The sequence below is a fragment of the Actinoplanes sp. NPDC051537 genome (assembly GCF_055586105.1).
This window is the reverse complement of record NZ_JBVJIU010000015.1, coordinates 160,353-175,362: the sequence shown is the minus strand read 5'-3', so window position 1 is coordinate 175,362 and position 15,010 is coordinate 160,353. Positions and strand designations below refer to the sequence as shown.

Annotated in this window: 16 protein-coding genes; 11 read left to right on the top strand and 5 right to left on the bottom strand. The window is 72.4% G+C overall.

All coding sequences use genetic code 11. The annotated features are described in order from the left end of the window. Positions 1 to 2: 2 nt before the first annotated feature. From rsgA to ACZ6TB_RS33390, 6 genes are all read left to right on the top strand, one after another. Positions 3 to 1,073, top strand: a complete 1,071-nt coding sequence (gene rsgA, locus ACZ6TB_RS33415) for a ribosome small subunit-dependent GTPase A (RefSeq protein ID WP_465561505.1) — start codon at positions 3 to 5, stop codon at positions 1,071 to 1,073. A 277-nt stretch (positions 1,074 to 1,350) separates the two neighbouring features. After that, positions 1,351 to 2,151 carry a histidinol-phosphatase gene (gene hisN, locus ACZ6TB_RS33410; protein WP_465561253.1) on the top strand — a complete coding sequence of 267 codons (801 nt, stop codon included), beginning with the start codon at positions 1,351 to 1,353 and terminating at the stop codon, positions 2,149 to 2,151. A 92-nt stretch (positions 2,152 to 2,243) separates the two neighbouring features. Beyond that, positions 2,244 to 3,113: a hypothetical protein gene (locus ACZ6TB_RS33405; protein ID WP_465561504.1), complete on the top strand. Its 870-nt coding sequence runs from the start codon at positions 2,244 to 2,246 to the stop codon at positions 3,111 to 3,113. A 184-nt stretch (positions 3,114 to 3,297) separates the two neighbouring features. Continuing rightward, the gene (locus ACZ6TB_RS33400) at positions 3,298 to 3,888 is read left to right on the top strand and encodes a sugar O-acetyltransferase (RefSeq protein ID WP_465561502.1); all 591 of its coding nucleotides are present in this window, start codon (positions 3,298 to 3,300) and stop codon (positions 3,886 to 3,888) included. Between the two features lie 133 nt (positions 3,889 to 4,021). Further along, a complete protein-coding gene (locus tag ACZ6TB_RS33395; RefSeq protein ID WP_465561250.1) occupies positions 4,022 to 4,732 on the top strand; it encodes an ATP-binding protein in 711 nt (236 codons plus the stop codon). A 22-nt stretch (positions 4,733 to 4,754) separates the two neighbouring features. Then, positions 4,755 to 5,312, top strand: a complete 558-nt coding sequence (locus tag ACZ6TB_RS33390) for a DUF5709 domain-containing protein (RefSeq protein ID WP_465561247.1) — start codon at positions 4,755 to 4,757, stop codon at positions 5,310 to 5,312. A gap of 3 nt (positions 5,313 to 5,315) precedes the next feature. Here ACZ6TB_RS33390 and ACZ6TB_RS33385 read toward each other — a convergent pair whose 3' ends face one another. Together ACZ6TB_RS33385 and macS are read right to left on the bottom strand one after the other, a co-directional pair. Then, complete coding sequence (locus ACZ6TB_RS33385) at positions 5,316 to 5,975, bottom strand: response regulator (protein ID WP_465561244.1); 660 nt, start codon at positions 5,973 to 5,975, stop codon at positions 5,316 to 5,318. Then, entirely contained in the window at positions 5,963 to 7,096 is a 1,134-nt protein-coding gene (gene macS / locus ACZ6TB_RS33380) for a MacS family sensor histidine kinase (RefSeq protein WP_465561241.1), read from the bottom strand. The genes ACZ6TB_RS33385 and macS overlap by 13 nt, the downstream gene beginning before the upstream one ends. 123 nt (positions 7,097 to 7,219) lie before the next feature. Here macS and ACZ6TB_RS33375 point away from each other — a divergent pair, with 123 nt between their 5' ends. Continuing rightward, positions 7,220 to 7,579, top strand: a complete 360-nt coding sequence (locus tag ACZ6TB_RS33375) for an ATP-binding protein (protein ID WP_465561501.1) — start codon at positions 7,220 to 7,222, stop codon at positions 7,577 to 7,579. Positions 7,580 to 7,625: 46 nt separating this feature from the next. After that, positions 7,626 to 8,615 (top strand): carbohydrate-binding protein, encoded by a 990-nt coding sequence (locus tag ACZ6TB_RS33370; protein ID WP_465561238.1) that lies wholly within the window; start codon positions 7,626 to 7,628, stop codon positions 8,613 to 8,615. Here ACZ6TB_RS33370 and ACZ6TB_RS33365 read toward each other — a convergent pair. Both ACZ6TB_RS33365 and ACZ6TB_RS33360 read right to left on the bottom strand, forming a co-directional pair. Continuing rightward, positions 8,612 to 9,844 (bottom strand): chitosanase, encoded by a 1,233-nt coding sequence (locus ACZ6TB_RS33365; RefSeq protein WP_465561235.1) that lies wholly within the window; start codon positions 9,842 to 9,844, stop codon positions 8,612 to 8,614. The genes ACZ6TB_RS33370 and ACZ6TB_RS33365 overlap by 4 nt on opposite strands. 86 nt (positions 9,845 to 9,930) lie before the next feature. Beyond that, a complete protein-coding gene (locus tag ACZ6TB_RS33360; protein ID WP_465561232.1) occupies positions 9,931 to 10,188 on the bottom strand; it encodes a hypothetical protein in 258 nt (85 codons plus the stop codon). 82 nt (positions 10,189 to 10,270) lie between these two features. Between ACZ6TB_RS33360 and malQ the strand changes: the two genes are divergently transcribed. Continuing rightward, entirely contained in the window at positions 10,271 to 12,379 is a 2,109-nt protein-coding gene (gene malQ / locus ACZ6TB_RS33355; protein ID WP_465561229.1) for a 4-alpha-glucanotransferase, read from the top strand. An 87-nt stretch (positions 12,380 to 12,466) separates the two neighbouring features. Here the strand turns inward: malQ and ACZ6TB_RS33350 are convergent, their stop codons facing one another. Further along, on the bottom strand, positions 12,467 to 12,841 hold the full coding sequence (locus ACZ6TB_RS33350) for a hypothetical protein (protein WP_465561227.1): 375 nt from the start codon (positions 12,839 to 12,841) through the stop codon (positions 12,467 to 12,469). Between the two features lie 103 nt (positions 12,842 to 12,944). Between ACZ6TB_RS33350 and ACZ6TB_RS33345 the strand changes: the two genes are divergently transcribed. Both ACZ6TB_RS33345 and ACZ6TB_RS33340 read left to right on the top strand, forming a co-directional pair. Further along, positions 12,945 to 13,796, top strand: a complete 852-nt coding sequence (locus tag ACZ6TB_RS33345) for a spermidine synthase (RefSeq protein WP_465561224.1) — start codon at positions 12,945 to 12,947, stop codon at positions 13,794 to 13,796. A 158-nt stretch (positions 13,797 to 13,954) separates the two neighbouring features. Further along, entirely contained in the window at positions 13,955 to 15,001 is a 1,047-nt protein-coding gene (locus ACZ6TB_RS33340) for a translation initiation factor 2 (protein ID WP_465561221.1), read from the top strand. The last annotated feature ends 9 nt before the right edge of the window (positions 15,002 to 15,010 follow it).

Genomic DNA, 15,010 nt, shown 5'->3' with positions numbered 1-15,010 from the left:
ACCTGCCAGGACGCAAGAGGGAGTACGACGAGGACGACGTCCGGATCCGGCCGGGCCGTTCGTCGCGCCCGCGCACCCGCACCCGGCCCAAGCACGACGACGCCGTCGACGCGCTGGTGATCACCGTGGACCGGGGGCGCTACGGGTGCTTCCGCGAGGACGGCGCCATCGACAGCCCGGTGATCACCGCGATGCGGGCGCGCGAGCTCGGCCGCAAATCGGTGGTGGTGGGCGACCGGGTGGCGCTGGTCGGCGACGTGTCGGGGGCGGACGGCGCGCTGGCCCGCATCGTGCGCATCGGCGAGCGGACGTCGGTGCTGCGTCGCACCGCGGACGACGACGACACGACTCCCGAGGGCCGGCTCGAGCGCGTCGTGGTGGCGAACGCCGACCAGATGGTGATCGTCAGCGCGCTGGCCGACCCGCCGCCGCGCACCGGGTTCATCGACCGGTGCCTGGTGGCCGCCTACGACGCCGACGTCGAGCCGCTGCTGTGCCTGACCAAGGCCGACCTCGCCGGCCCCGAGGGGGTGCTGGACTATTACGCCGAGCTGGACCTGCCGTACGTGCTGGTCCAGCCCGACAGCGACCTGGCCGAGCTGCGCCGGAAGCTCGCCGGGCAGATCTCGGTCATGGTCGGCCATTCGGGCGTCGGCAAGTCCACGCTGGTCAACCGCCTGGTGCCGGACGCGTTGCGCGCGGTCGGCGCGGTGAGCGCGATCGGCAAGGGCCGGCACACCTCGACCAGCGCGGTGGCGTTGCGCCTGCCGCCGGTGGGCCGCTCGCGCAAGGATCCCGGCTGGATCATCGACACGCCGGGGATCCGCAGCTTCGGGCTGGCGCACGTGAGCGCCGAGAGCTTGCTGCACGGCTTCCCGGACCTGGTCGAGGGCACGCTCGAAGACCAGCCGAACTGTGGCCACACCGCCAACGACGTCGAGTGCCGTCTCGACGCGTGGATCGCCGAGGGCAGGGCCGACCCCCGCCGCCTGGCGTCCTATCGCCGGTTGCTGGCCTCCCGGGCCGGCGACCTCGACTCGCGCGACCAGCCGGAGTCCGAGCAGCCGGGCTGACCCACCGCCGGGCACGCCCACCGCCGGGCATCGCGCGCCGGGGTAGGCGAGGCCGCGGGGTGCGGCCGGCGCGCGGAGGTAAGCAGAGCCGGGCGTCCGTGCCGCGCGGAGGTAAGCAGAGCCGGACGTCCGTGCGGCGCGGAGGTAAGCAGAGCCGGACGTCCGTGCCGCGCGGAGGTAAGCAGAGCCGGGCATCCGTGCCGCGCGGAGGTAAGCAGAGCCGGACGTCCGTGCCGCGGCGGGACGAGGGCTTGGCGGATCGGCTAGCGTGCCGTGCATGGCCGGATATGCGGACGACCTTGCGCTTGCCCACATGCTCGCCGACACCGCGGACTCGATCTCGATGGGACGATTTCGCGCGCTCGACCTGCGGGTCGAGTCGAAGCCCGATCTGACGCCGGTCTCCGACGCGGACACGGCGGTCGAGCAGGCCATCCGGGCGACGCTCGCGCGGGCCCGGCCGCGGGACTCGGTGCTCGGCGAGGAGTTCGGGCGGACCGAGGCGGCCGCCGGGCCGGGCACGCGGCGGTGGGTCATCGACCCGATCGACGGGACCAAGAACTTCGTGCGCGGGGTGCCGATCTGGGGGACGCTCATCGCCCTGCTCGAGGGGGACACGCCGGTCGCGGGGCTGGTCTCGGCGCCGGCGCTCGGGCGGCGATGGTGGGCGGCGCGCGGGCACGGAGCCTATGCGGGCAAGCATCAGCATGCGGCCACCCGGATCGGCGTCTCGGGCGTCGGGCGGCTGGCCGACGCCAGCTTCTGCTTCGCCAGCCTCAACGGCTGGGACGAGGCCGGCCGGCTCGACGCGATCATCGACCTCAGCCTGAGCGCGTGGCGGAGCCGGGCGTACGGGGATTTCTACGGCTACATGCTGCTGGCCGAGGGCGCCCTCGACGTCATGGTCGAGCCCGAGCTGTCGCTGTGGGACGTGGCGGCGCTGATTCCGATCGTCAACGAGGCCGGCGGCACGATCACGGATTACGCCGGGCGGCCGCCGGGCGACAAGACGCCGGCGATCGCGACCAACGGGCTGCTCCACGAGACGGTGCTGACCGCGCTGGCGACCAAACGGTGATCGGCCGAGTTCGGGGTTAACCGCCGGGCCGGGCGGGAACCTGGTCTATCGTGCGTCAGGTGGTGACACCGGGCTGGTTCTTCCTCGCCGCCATGATCTTGGCGTACGGGGTCGCTAACCTGCTGCAGTCGGCGGCTGCGGCGCGTACGACCGTGCACCACACCTTCGACCCGGCGCTGCTCGTACGGCTGGCCGGCCAGCGGACGTACCTGCTCGGCATCGGTTGTCAGACGCTCGGTTTCGTGCTCGCCTTCCTGGCCCGCCGTGATCTTCCGCTGTTCCTGGTGCAGGCCAGCGTCGCGGCCGGGCTCGGCGTCACGGCGCTGCTCGGCGTGCTGGTGCTCAAGTGGTCGTTGCCGGCCGCCGAGGTCGTGCTGCTCACGCTGCTCCTGGCCGGGATCACCGCGCTGGTGCTGGCGGCGCAACCGGCGCATTCGCGCCGTCTGGGACCGGTGGTGGTCCTTCTTCTGGCGGTGTCGGTCCTGGTCATCGCGCTTTCCGGTTTCTTTGCCGTACGCCTGCACGGCGCCCTCGGATCGGTGGTTCTCGGCTCGCTCGCCGGCGTCGGCTTCTCCGCGGCTGCGATCGCCGCCCGGCCCCTGGCCAACGAGCACTCGGTGTCCGGGTTCTTCGTCAATCCCCTGCTCTACCTGCTGGTCGTCCACTCGCTGGTCGGGCAGCTGCTGCTCGGCCTGGCCATGCAGCGCGGCTCGACCACGGCCGCCGTCGCCGCCATGGACGCGGCCGGCGCCGTGCCGGCCGCGATCGTCGGCCTGCTGCTGCTCGGCGACCGCATCGAGCCCGGCCGCCAGTGGCTAGCCGTGCTCGGCTTCGTGGTCACGCTGGCCTCCGTGATCGGCCTGACCCGGTTCGCCGAGCCGCAGCACCACCACCACGCCAAAACGCCGGCGCGCCGCCCCGATCCCCGGGCCGGCCTCCGCGCGGCAACGAGCGGCCGATGAACGCGAGCGCGCCGCCGGACCGAGCGGCAACCAGCGGCCGACGACCGCGGCGCGCAGCGGTAAGCAGAGCGGGACGAGCACGGCACGCAGCGGTAAGCAGAGCGGGACGACCGCCGCACGCAGCGGTAAGCAGAGCGGGACGACCGCGGCGCGCGACGAGTAAGGCGGCCGGGAACCGGTGAGCATGGATCTCGAGGCGCAGCGCGCGCACATGTTGACCGGGCAGATGTACAACGACCTCACCGACGAGCTGGTCGAGGCGCGCCGGCGGACCGTGCTGCTGACCGACGAGTACAACGCCAGCTTCGGGCGGCCGCCGGCCGAGCGGGAGGCGATCCTGCGCCGGCTGCTCGGGGCGGCGGGGGCGGGTTGCTACTTCGAGCCGACGTTCCGCTGCGAGTTCGGCTTCAACATCGCGATCGGCGACCACTTCTACGCCAACTTCGACTGCGTGATGCTCGACGGCGGCGGCATCACGATCGGCGATCACGTGCTGTTCGGGCCCCGGGTGGGCATCTACACCAGCAACCACGCGATCGACGCCGCCGAGCGGGCGGCGGGTGGCTGTTACGCCAAGCCCGTCACGATCGGTGACCACGTGTGGGTCGGCGGCGGCGTGACGATCAACCAGGGCGTGACCATCGGTGACGGCACCGTGGTCGGATCGGGCAGTGTCGTGACCCGCTCGCTGCCGGCCGGCGTGGTGGCCGTGGGCAACCCGGCGCGCGTGCTGCGGCAGATCACCGACGCCGACCGGACCGGCCTGCGTTTCTGAACGAGCGGGACGGGTACATCTCGACCATGCCCATCAGGCGCATATGTCCCAAATGACGGTCGGGCGATTCCGCCGCCGGTGCCCCGCGCGCGGAAATGCGAAAAGGGGACACGTTATGCACAATGGAGCGATCATGTCGAGCGAGGTGCTGCACCTGGTGGACACCGCCCGGCCGCACCCATTGGTCCGGCTGAGTGGCGTGCTCGACGGCGCCACCGCTACGACGGTGCGTGACGTGCTGCTGGACGTGCTCGCGGGTCAGCCCAGCGCCGTGGTGGTCGACGTGGGCGAGCTGACCGTGGACGATCCGGCGGCGGCCGGCGTGCTGGGCGACGTGTTCCGGGAAACGGCCGACTGGCCCGCCGCGCGTCTCACCCTGTGTGGTCGCGGTGACGACACGCTCTGGCAGGACTCGGGCTGGCGGCTCGAGACCGACTGCGACCGGGCGCTCGCCATGTTCGAGCCGGGTGACGAGGATCGGGTGACCCTCGACCTCGAGCCGCACGTGAGCGCCGCTCGCCGGTCCCGTGAGGTGATCACCGAGGTGTGCGAGCGGTGGCAACGGCCCGATCTCGCCGGTTCGGCGTGCATCGTGGCCACGGAACTGGTCAACAACGTGGTGGCTCACGCCCGTACGCCCATGATCGTGTTGATCGCCGCGATGGGCGAGGGACTTAGCGTTGCCGTGCGGGACCAATCCGATGTTCCGCCCGCCTACACCGGCGCCCCCGTGGCCGCCACCGCGCACGGCGGACGCGGCATGCTGCTCATCGACTCCGTGTCGTCGCGCTGGGGAAGCCTGCCCCTCGCGAACGGCAAGGTGGTGTGGGCGTTACTGAGCTGACCGCGCGGGTAGATTGCGACCCATGCGAGACAACGACTACCCGACCGAGGTGTCCGACCCGGAGTCGTCCGGGCTGCCCGACACCGCGGATGACGATTCCAGCGCGTACGACGAGGTCGAGAGCAGCCGGTGGGCCGACGGCGCCGACCCGGCCGCGCTCGCCGGCGTCGGCCCCGGCGGCTCGAACCGCTTCGGCGACACCGCCGAGGAGGCGCGCGAGGGCGAGTCCCTCGACCGCCGGCTGCGCCAGGAGGAGCCCGACGTCGGCACCGAGGACCCGCTGCCGCCGCGCCGCGACCCGTACGACGAGACCGTCGACAGCTCCGAGCAGCGCGACTTCGACGCCGACGTGTGGGGCGCGAGCCCGACCTCGGACCCGAAATCGCAGATCTCCCTCTACGACGACGGCCAGCTCGACGACGACGACCCGCAGCCGGTCGGCCGGCTCGTGGCGCCGGACGAGGGCTACGGCTTCGACAACGAGGAAGACAGCGTGGCCTACGACGCGGGCGCGGCCGGTGGCGGCGCGAGCGCCGAGGAGCTGGCCATCCACGAGACGAACGCGCCCGACTACGAGTGAGTCTCAGTCGAGCCCTTGCTCGATCGCGTATCGGGTGAGCTCGACCCGGTTGTGCAGCTGAAGCTTGCCGAGCGTGTTCTGGACGTGGTTCTGCACCGTGCGGTGGCTCAGCACGAGCCGCTCGGCGATCTGCCGGTAGGACAGGCCCTTCGCCACGAGGCGCAGCACCTCGGTCTCGCGCTCGGTGAGCTTCGGCGCGACCGGGGCGGCCGGGTCGGCCGGGTCGGCGCCGGACGGCTCGGTCGCGAGCCGGCGGTACTCGCCGAGCACGAGCCCGGCCAGCCCCGGCGTGAAGACCGTGTCGCCGGCCGCGGTGCGGCTCACCGCGTCCAGGAACTCGGGCAGCCCGGCCGATTTCAGCAGGTAGCCGTTGGCGCCGGCCTTCATCGCGTCGAGCACGTCCTGCTGCTCGCCGCTGGCCGACAGCATGAGGATGCGCACCTCGGGCACCTCGGCGCGCAGCCCGTTGATCACCTCGACCCCGGACACGTCGGGTAGCTGCAGGTCGAGGACGACGACGTCGGGCCGGGCCGCGGCGGCGATGCGCACCGCCTGCCGGCCCTCCCCGGTCGCGGCCACCACTTCGTAGCCGGCCGCGGCGAGGTCGCGGCTCACACCCTCGCGCCACATCGGGTGGTCGTCGACCACCATCACCCGGACCATTTGGCCAGCCTAATCTCCACCTCGGCGCCCTCTCCGCGGGCGGTGACGATGGCGGTCTCGCCACCGAGGTCGGCGATGCGGCCGCGGATCGACTGGGCGACGCCGAGCCGGCCCTGCGCCTCGGCCTCGGCGAGCCGGTCGGGCGCGATGCCGGGGCCGTCGTCCCGCACCGTCACGACCACCTCCTCCGGCTCGTCCTCGACCAGGATGTAGGCCTTGGTGCCGGGCGGGCAGTGCCGCTCGACGTTGTCGAGGGCGGCGGCGACCGCGGCGGCGATGCCCCGGGCGGTCGCGAACGGCAGCCGGACGGCGCCGGCCGGTCCGGAGAGGGTGACGACCGGTGACGCGTACGGGCCGAGGAGGGTCATCAGGTCGAGATCGGAACGCTCGTCGACCGGGTGCGCGGCATGCCCGGCCACCAGATTGCGCAGCGCCGCCTCCTGCTCGCCGGCCAGCCGGGCCAGCTCCCCCGCCTCGCCGTCCAGCCCCGCGCCGCGCCGCTTGACCAGCGCCAGCACCTGCAGCACCGAGTCGTGGATGTCACGGGCCAGCCGCTCCCGCTCGCGGGTGGCCGCCTCGATCTCGACGGCCCGCTGCAACCGTTCCTGGGACACCTCGACGATCCGCACGAGGTAGCCGACCGCGATCGCGGCCAGGAGCATCAGGACCGAGCCCGTGTACGCCGCCTGGTCGTTGTGCGCCCGCACGAGCAGATCGGTGGCGCCCATGGCGAGCGCGGCCGTGATGCCGCCGCGCCGGCCCCACGCGACCGCCCAGGCGAGCACGGGCGCGACGTGCCAGGCGACCGCGAGCGTGGGCAGTCCCCGCTCGAGGCCCGGGCGCCCGACCACGACCACGCTGACGGCCAGGGCCGCCATGGTGAGCAGGAGATCGGCGACCAGCAGCGGCGGCTTGCGGCGGGCGGGGTTCGCATAGGCGTACGTGGTGAAGACCGTCCACCCGGCCATGACCAGCAGCACCGGCCACGCCAGCATCGGCCGCGCGTAGTCGGCGAAATTGCGGATGACCAGGATCGTGGCGTAGGTCAGCGCGGCGATGCGGTAGACCGCCACCGCCCGCCAGAGCGGCGCCTGAAACCCGGTGTCCCGCCCCTGCCGCATGGGTGGAGGTTCCCACATCACACCTCTCCGGCGGGCCCCGCCCTGCAGGAAGATCAGACGTCGCCTACCGTCGAAGCCATCGGCACCGAATTTCTTCTCACCGAGACGTTCGACCACAGCTCGATCACCGTGCTGCGGCATGCCATCACGTCCCGGGCCCGCGCGGGCGGCCTCGACGGCGACCGGCTCGACGACTTCGTGGTCGCGGTCAACGAGCTGCTCACCAACGCCGTGCGGCACGGCGGCGGGCTGGGCCGGGTCGCGCTGTGGCAGCAGGACGGCGAAGTCGTCTGCGAGGTGAGCGATTCGGGGACCGGCATCGTCGATCCCCGGCCGAAGCCGACGGCCCGCCCGGCGAGCGATCAGCCCGGCGGCTGGGGCCTGTGGCTGGCCGAGGAACTGACCGACAGCTTCCGGCTCACGACCGGAAACGGTGGAACGACGGTTCGGGTGTCCAGCCGAGTTTCCTTAAGCGAATCTTAAGTCTGCTCGCCCGATCTTGCCTTGTGCGCGCGACCTCAAGAAAGTCGTGCTGCTGTTACTTGAGGGGGTCGTGGTGCACGAGGCACGTCATCGCACCGTCGCGCGTGCGTGGTGGGTCCGTCCGAAGGCCGCTGCGCTGGTCGCGGTGGTCGTCACCGGGCTCGCGGTGGCGGTCGCGGTCCAGGGCCGCGGCGACGTCGCGTCGGCCGAGACCCAGGGCCTGAACCCGATGCGGTTCGGCCGCGCCGCCTTCGCCGACAACTTCACCGGCGACCGGGGCGGGCTCGACCTCACGAAGTGGTCGCTGTTGCGCGACGACGGCGGCCCGGCCTCCGGCGGGGCGCAGATCGAGGACGGCGAGCTCCAGGTGAGCCGGCTCCTGCGCACGCGACAGAGCTTCACCGACGCGTTCGGGCACGCCGAGGCCCGCATCAAGGTGCGCCGGGAGAACGGCGTGTGGCGCGCCTTCGCGGTGCTCGACGAGAACGGGCGGGTGCCGCGGGGCACGCTCGAGACCATCGACGGGGGCATCGACCCGACCTCGGGGCGCAACTTCCACACGTACGCGATCGACTGGTCCCCGGAGACGGTGACCTGGTCGGTCGACGGGAAGCCGAGTCTGCGGCTGGTCCGCGAGGACAAGGGCGGCCCGCTGACGCTGGTGCTGAACCTCGCCACCGACGGACGGTCGGCGTCGCGCATGATCGTGGACTTCGTGCAGGTGTTCACGAACTCGTCCGAGCCGCCGACGGCCGACCCGTCGTCGCCGTCCTCGCCCGCGCCCAGTTCGCCCGCGCCGACGACAGCACCGACCACCGCGCCCACGACGGCACCGACCACCGCGCCCACGACCGCGCCCACGACCGTGCCTCCGACCACCGCGCCGCCGGCCGTGGCCGAGTGGAAGCCGTTCACCGCGTACAAGGTGGGCGACCTGGTGAAGTTCCAGAACGTCACCTACCGCGTGCTCGAGGCGCACACGTCGCTGCCCGGCTGGGAGCCGACCAAGCTGCCCAACCTCTTCGCGAAGGTCTAGTTCCTGGCGATCTGATACGGGTCGCCGTAGACCTTCCAGGTCAGCGGGCCGGACAGGTCGAGGTTGCTACGCCGCAGGAACAGCCGCTGGGCGGTGTCGACCCGGGTGGTGTCGCTGTGCGCCTCCTCGGTGCGCATCTCGGCCACCCGGGCATTCAGGAACGCGTTCAGGTACGCGATCTCGTCGCCACCCTGGGCCGGGGACCTCACCGTGGCCAGGGTCCGCTGCCGGATGCCGCGCAGCCCCGAGACGCCGTGCATGATCGCGGCGTCGAAGTAGGCGAACTGGCCGAGCGCCCGCAGGCCGTCGGCCCTGGCCATCCGCACGGCCGGCTCGAAGTACATCCAGTCGCGCTCGTCCTCCTGCACCTTCTGGAAGATCGGGTCCCTGGCCGCGGTCTTCCAGGCGGTGGTGAAGCCGGGGTCGAGGCCGGCGTGCGAGTCCGAGCCGTCCACCGTGCGCAGCGCCGGCAGGTACGGGGCGAGCACGTTCTGCGGCTTGCGGCGGGTGTACTCGTTGACCACGTCGAGCATGTCCGACGTGCCGGAACAGAAGCCGACCAGGCCGGCCGTGTAGCCGCGCCCGTCGCCGATGTCCTCGATGTAGCCGTACTCGCCCCGCCAGCGGAGCGTCGAGTTCTCGGCGCTGGAGACCAGCTCGAGGGCCGTCTCCTTCTTGCGCCGGTCCTCGAGCCCGGCCGCGAGCGAGCCGCTGGCCGGGGCGGCTGCCCGCAGCGGGACGGCGGACGGCCCGTACGCCCGGATCTCGAAAAGTGAATAGCCGCCGGCGGTCGTCCCCCGCTGGGTGGCCAGCACCCGCAGGTAGCGCCCCGAGCCGCCCAGACGCTTCAGATCGTCGGTGCCGCCGTTGCCCTTGCCGGTGACGTAGACGTCGGTCCAGTTGGCGCCGTCGGCCGAGGTCTGGAGGCGGTACGACTTCGCGTACGACCGGTCCCAGCGCAGGCGGACCCGGTCGATCGGACGGACCGCGCCGAGATCGATCCGCACCCACTGCGTGCCCGGGCCGGCCGTGCTCTCCCAGCGGCTCGACGGGTCGGCGTCGGTGGCCTCGGCCGCCCGCCAGACGCCGCCGCGCTCGGACGACGCGATGGCCGGCCGGCCGCGGCTGAGCAGCTTGTCGGAGTTCGCGCTCGCGGCAACCGAGATGGCCAGCGGCACGCAGAGCACCACGGAGATCCCGGCGCCGAGCGCGACGGTGCGGATCCGCATCCTGCAACGCTAGGTCGGGCCCGGCGCGCTCCGCCCCCGCTTTCCGCAAAATCACCCAGGACTATTTGTCACTGCTTCTCCGCTTATCACGGCTTCTTTCGCCGGCCGCGGCTGATCAGGACGATCGCCAGCACGATCCCGGCCACCACCAGCAGGCAGCACAGGCCGCCGAAGAACCCGAAGAACCCGAACCCGCCGCGACGCCGGCGATATTTGGCCGCCTCGATCGCGACATCGCCCACGCCATTGCTCGCGGCCCACGCGTGCACCGGAATGACCAGGGTGAGCACCAGGCCGGTCACTGCCGCGGCCGCCCGCGACCACCACTTCACCACTGCAGACATGTGGTCCATGGTGACCGATTGCCGCAAGCGTGGTCGGATTCAGGCAGGGTAAGTGTGGGTTCACGACAGGAAAGAGGTGCGGATGGACGCCGATCTGGTGGCATTGGCCGAGGCCCACGGGGTGGCGACCTGGTACGAGGACTGGCATCGCAAGCGGAAGGACGTCGCGGCGGAGTCGGTAGTCGGGGTGCTCGGGTTGCTGGGGGTCGACGCCACCACGCCTTCGGCTCGGGCCGCCGCGCTGGCCTCCGTGCGCGAGCGGGACGATCTGGGCCGTCTGCCCGGCACGATCGTGGTCCGGGTCGGCGCCGGCCGTGCTCTGCCCGGCCCGGCGACGATCACGCTCGAGGACGGCGGCGTTCTCCGCGATCTGCCGGAGATTCCGGATACGCTCCCGCTCGGCTGGCACCGGCTCGAGGTCGGCGGCCAGCAGATCACGCTCGTCGTGGTGCCGACCGAGCTGCCGGCCCCGCCGCAGACGTGGGGGTGGATGCTCCAGCTCTACGCCCTGCACTCCGAGGGCTCGTGGGGCATGGGCGACCTCGGCGACCTGCGTGACTTCCTGGGCCAGGCCGGCGAACCGGGACTGATCCTGCTCAACCCGCTGCACGCGATCACCCCGACACTTCCGGTGCCACCCTCGCCGTACGCGCCGAGCAGCCGCCGTTTTGCCAACCCGCTCTACCTCCGCGTCGCCGACACCGCGGAGTACCGCCGAGCCGACCCGCCGCTCCGGGCCCAGGTCGACGCGCTGCGGCCGGCGACCGGCGAGCTGATCGACTACACCGCCGTCTGGCAGGCCAAGCGGGCCGCGCTCGAGCTGCTCTGGCCGCTGGCCGGCGAGATCGACCTGACCGACGACCCCGACCTGGCCGACTTCGCCCGGTTCTGCGCGCTGGCCGAGCTGCACGGCGCGAACTGGCAGGAGTGGCCCCCGGAGTTCCGCCGCCCCGACGCGCCCGCGGTCCGGGCGTTCCACAGCGACCGGGTCGCCTTCCACGCCTGGATCCAGCGGCTGCTCGGCCGGCAGCTCGCGGCCGTCAACGAGGAGGCGGCGGCGCGTGGCATGCCGGTCGGCATCGTGCTCGACCTCGCCGTCGGCACCGACCCGAGCGGGGCCGACGGGTGGCTGCTGCAGGACGTGCTGGCCAAGGGCGTGCACATCGGCGCGCCGCCGGACGCGTTCAACCAGCTCGGCCAGGACTGGGGAGCGGCGGCCTGGCGACCGGACCAGCTGATCGAGACGGGGTACGCGGCGTACCGCGACATGTTGCGACGGATCTTCACCGGCGCCAAGGGCCTGCGCGTCGACCACGTGGCCGGCCTGTGGCGCCTCTGGTGGGTCCCGCCGGGCATGGGCGCGGCCGGCGGCACCTACGTGCACTACGACCCCGAGGCGATGCTCGGCATCCTGGCGCTGGAGGCCTCCCGGGCCGGCGCCGTGGTGATCGGCGAGGACCTGGGCACGGTGCAGCCGGCCGTCACCGAGGGCCTGGAACGGATGAACATGCTCGGCTCGGCGGTGCTGTGGTTCACCCGGGACTGGGACGACCCGGAGGACGCCTTCATCCCGGCCGCGTCGTACCCGCGGAACGCCCTGGCCTCGGTCTCGACCCACGACCTGCCCACCGCGGCCGGCTTCCTGACCGGCGAGCAGGTCAAGGTGCGGGCCCGGCTCGGCCAGCTGGCCGGCTCGGTCGAGGACGAGCAGAAAGCCGCGGACCAGGACCGCGCCCAGCTCAAGGCCGCGCTGCGGGCCGAGGGCCTGATCACGGCGGACACGCCCGACGACGAGGTCATCGTGGCCATGCACGAGTTCCTGGCCCGCACCCCGTGCCGGTTCGTGACCGCCTCCCTCTACGACGTGCTGGGCGAGCTCGACCAGCCCAACCTGCCCGGAACCGTGGACGAGTACCCGAACTGGCGGATGAGGCTGAGCCTTAGCCTTGAGCAAATCGCCGGTGACCCGCGGATCGCGCGGATCGCCGAGATCCTGAAGGAGAGGCAGCCGATGAGCTTCCTGGACAAGGCCAAGGATTTCCTGGACAAGCACGACGAGCAGGTCGACCAGGCCCTCGAGAAGGTCGGTGACGAGGTCGACAAGCGGACCGGCCACAAGTACACGTCGCAGATCGACAAGGGCGTGGACGAGGCCCAGAAGCGCACCGGGGAGGGCGACACCCGCCGCTGAACGCCGCCCCCTAGCCCGACCCCCACCCGTTTTGGGTGGGGGCGAGACTACGGCCCGCCTACGACATTTCCGGGCGGCCGTCCACAGCTAGAGCGGCGGAGGCGGCGGATCGTCGTCCACCGCGAACAACATCGGGTGCAGCGGCAGAAAGGCGTCCCGCTGGCGGCACAGGGCCGGCGGCAGCAGCGACGATCGGTGGTGCGGGTGCTCGCCGCAGTGCCGCATCGCCCGGGTTATCGCGTCCGGGTGGTGCCGGCCTCCGCCGTACTCGCCGCAGGTCTCGCAGTCCCATCGCCAGAACGGCAGGCCCTCGTCGGAGAAATGCCGGCGGATCCGCAGTGGCGGGCCGGCCTCCTGCTGGGCCGCGGCCAGGATCGCGGGCATCGCCAGGGCCGGCGGCGGCCCGGACGGGCGCGGCGCCTCCCCGGCGATGATCTCTGCGAGCGCGTTGCTGGTCGACACGGCTCACCTCCGTACGGTAGAAGCGCTTTTGGCCGTTTTAACGTGTTTTTCTGGGGCATTTGGTCCCAATCGCGGAAATTCGCCCCTCCGGCATACTTGGCGGATGGCGCAGCGCAGGGGTTCCGGACGGCTCGTCGAGACGGTCGCCTCCGGGGTCGCCGAGCTGATCCCCGACCCCGATCGCGCCGCCGCGTTCAGCCTCATGCTCGACGGCGCGCCGCAGTCCTACGTCGATCTCGACGACCCGCTGCACCTCGAGTTCGAGTACATCCGCCGGATGGCCGCGGCGATCGACCTGATCGCGCCGCCGGGCGAGCCGCTGCGGGCGCTGCACCTCGGCGGCGGCGCGCTGACCCTGCCGCGCTACATCGCGGCGACCCGGCCGGCGTCACCGCAGCGGGTGGTGGAGATCGACGGTCCCCTGGTCGAGATGATCCGCCGGGAGCTGCCCCTTTCTCCCAAGGCAAATGTGCGCGTACGGGTGGCAGACGCGCGCGCGGCCTTGGAGGGCATGCGCGACGGCGGGTACGACGTGGTCGTGCTCGACGTCTTCGCCGGCGCTCGCACCCCGGCCCATCTCGCCTCGGTCGAGTTCATCCACGAGGTGGCGCGCGTGCTCGACCCGGCCGGCTGGCTGATCGCCAACGTCGCCGACGGCCCGCCCCTGCGCCACGCCCGCGCCCAGGTCGCCACGATCCGCGCCGCCCTTCCCGAGGCCTGCCTCGTGGCCGACGCCGCGGTGCTGCGCGGCCGGCGCTTCGGCAACCTCGTGGTGCTCGCCGGCCGCACCGCGCCGCCGATCGCCGAGCTCACCCGACGGGCCGCCGGCGACTGGTTCCCGGGCCGCGTCGAGACCGATCTCGACCGTTTCGCCGGGGGAACCTCGCCGGTTACGGACAGTGTCGCCGTCGCTTCACCTACTCCGCCGGCGAGCCTGTTCAGTAACCGAAAGTGACGGGTGATAGGCCGAAGGTTCAACTATTTCCGGCCTGTCGTGTACTCGTCAGGAAATCCCGTGTGATTCATGGCCGGTGACTTGTCGGGGTCGATGTCGCACGGTTGTAATCGAACCAGCCGCGTCACTCGCGCGGCCGCCGACTGGGGGGTAGGCGCATGAGCGACAAGTTTTTCCTGGCCGCGTCCGGGACCGCACCCGCGGGGGACGCGCCGGGATCGCGCGTGTTGTGGAGCGGTCGCTGCGCCGTCGCGGAGTACGCGTTCGAGGAGCCCAGCTCGCTCCCCCGCTGGACCCTGCCGGAAGAGACCGAGGTCGTGGTCACCGACGACCGGGTCGTCTACCGGGACGTCACCACCGGCGCCACCGGCGAGCTGCAGTGGCCGTGGCCGCAGCACCTGCGGGTGCAGCCGGGCAACCGCGACACCGGCCGCTCGGCCACCGTCACCCAGATTCAGCTGGTCTGCGCCGGCCCCGGCGGCACGTTTCCCGCCCTGGTCTTCGCGGGCGGCGACCTGACCACGGTCGGTGACGCCGACCGCCTCGCGAATGTGTTACGGCAGGCAATCGCCCGCTACCGGGTCGAGCACGCGGCGTCGCTGGGCATCCCGGCGCCGCAGGTGCGCATGCTGTCCCGTCTGGTGATCGGCCCCGAGTTCTCCAACTACCAGGGCGGCGAGGGCCAGACCGTCTCGCTGCTCGGCTCGACGCCGGTGGTGCAGGCGCCCCCGGTCTACGAGGACGAGCCGTTCCTCGACCCCTACTTCCCGGCCGCGCACGGGTCGGCCGCGGTCCCGGCCTACGCACCGTCCCCGTCCCCGTCGCCGGAGCCCGCGTGGTCGGCGAACCGGCTCTCCGAGTTCGGCGCGACGCCGCCGCAGGTGCTGCGGCCCGGGTTCGACCCGGTCGCCGAGTCGCGCCCGGCCCGCCCGGCCGACGAGGAGACCCTGCGCGGCACCCCCGACCTCGAGGCGCGCGCCGCCGACCTGGCCGCCCGGGTCGCCAACCTGGTGGCCGGCTTCGACCGCTACGAGACCGAGACGACGAACCTGTCGGCCTATCTCGGCCCGGGCGACGAGCCCGATCGGGCCGAGCAGATGCGGCGCACGGCCGCCCGCCTGGCCGCGAACTCGGCTCGCGGCCGGGGAGTCGGGCCGCGCCGCACGACCGAGGACGGGATGACCTCCCCGACCCGCAACGCTTGACGCTTGCTT

What these genes read in the sequence shown, in the direction of transcription:
- hisN (WP_465561253.1), top strand. Translation starts at nt 1,351, where the DNA reads ATGGCCGGATATGCGGACGACCTTGCGCTTGCCCACATGCTCGCCGAC.
- ACZ6TB_RS33405 (WP_465561504.1), top strand. Translation starts at nt 2,244, where the DNA reads ATGATCTTGGCGTACGGGGTCGCTAACCTGCTGCAGTCGGCGGCTGCG.
- ACZ6TB_RS33400 (WP_465561502.1), top strand. Translation starts at nt 3,298, where the DNA reads ATGGATCTCGAGGCGCAGCGCGCGCACATGTTGACCGGGCAGATGTAC.
- ACZ6TB_RS33395 (WP_465561250.1), top strand. Translation starts at nt 4,022, where the DNA reads ATGTCGAGCGAGGTGCTGCACCTGGTGGACACCGCCCGGCCGCACCCA.
- ACZ6TB_RS33390 (WP_465561247.1), top strand. Translation starts at nt 4,755, where the DNA reads ATGCGAGACAACGACTACCCGACCGAGGTGTCCGACCCGGAGTCGTCC.
- ACZ6TB_RS33385 (WP_465561244.1), bottom strand. Translation starts at nt 5,975, where the DNA reads ATGGTCCGGGTGATGGTGGTCGACGACCACCCGATGTGGCGCGAGGGT.
- macS (WP_465561241.1), bottom strand. Translation starts at nt 7,096, where the DNA reads ATGCGGCAGGGGCGGGACACCGGGTTTCAGGCGCCGCTCTGGCGGGCG.
- ACZ6TB_RS33365 (WP_465561235.1), bottom strand. Translation starts at nt 9,844, where the DNA reads ATGCGGATCCGCACCGTCGCGCTCGGCGCCGGGATCTCCGTGGTGCTC.
- ACZ6TB_RS33360 (WP_465561232.1), bottom strand. Translation starts at nt 10,188, where the DNA reads ATGTCTGCAGTGGTGAAGTGGTGGTCGCGGGCGGCCGCGGCAGTGACC.
- malQ (WP_465561229.1), top strand. Translation starts at nt 10,271, where the DNA reads ATGGACGCCGATCTGGTGGCATTGGCCGAGGCCCACGGGGTGGCGACC.
- ACZ6TB_RS33345 (WP_465561224.1), top strand. Translation starts at nt 12,945, where the DNA reads ATGGCGCAGCGCAGGGGTTCCGGACGGCTCGTCGAGACGGTCGCCTCC.
- ACZ6TB_RS33340 (WP_465561221.1), top strand. Translation starts at nt 13,955, where the DNA reads ATGAGCGACAAGTTTTTCCTGGCCGCGTCCGGGACCGCACCCGCGGGG.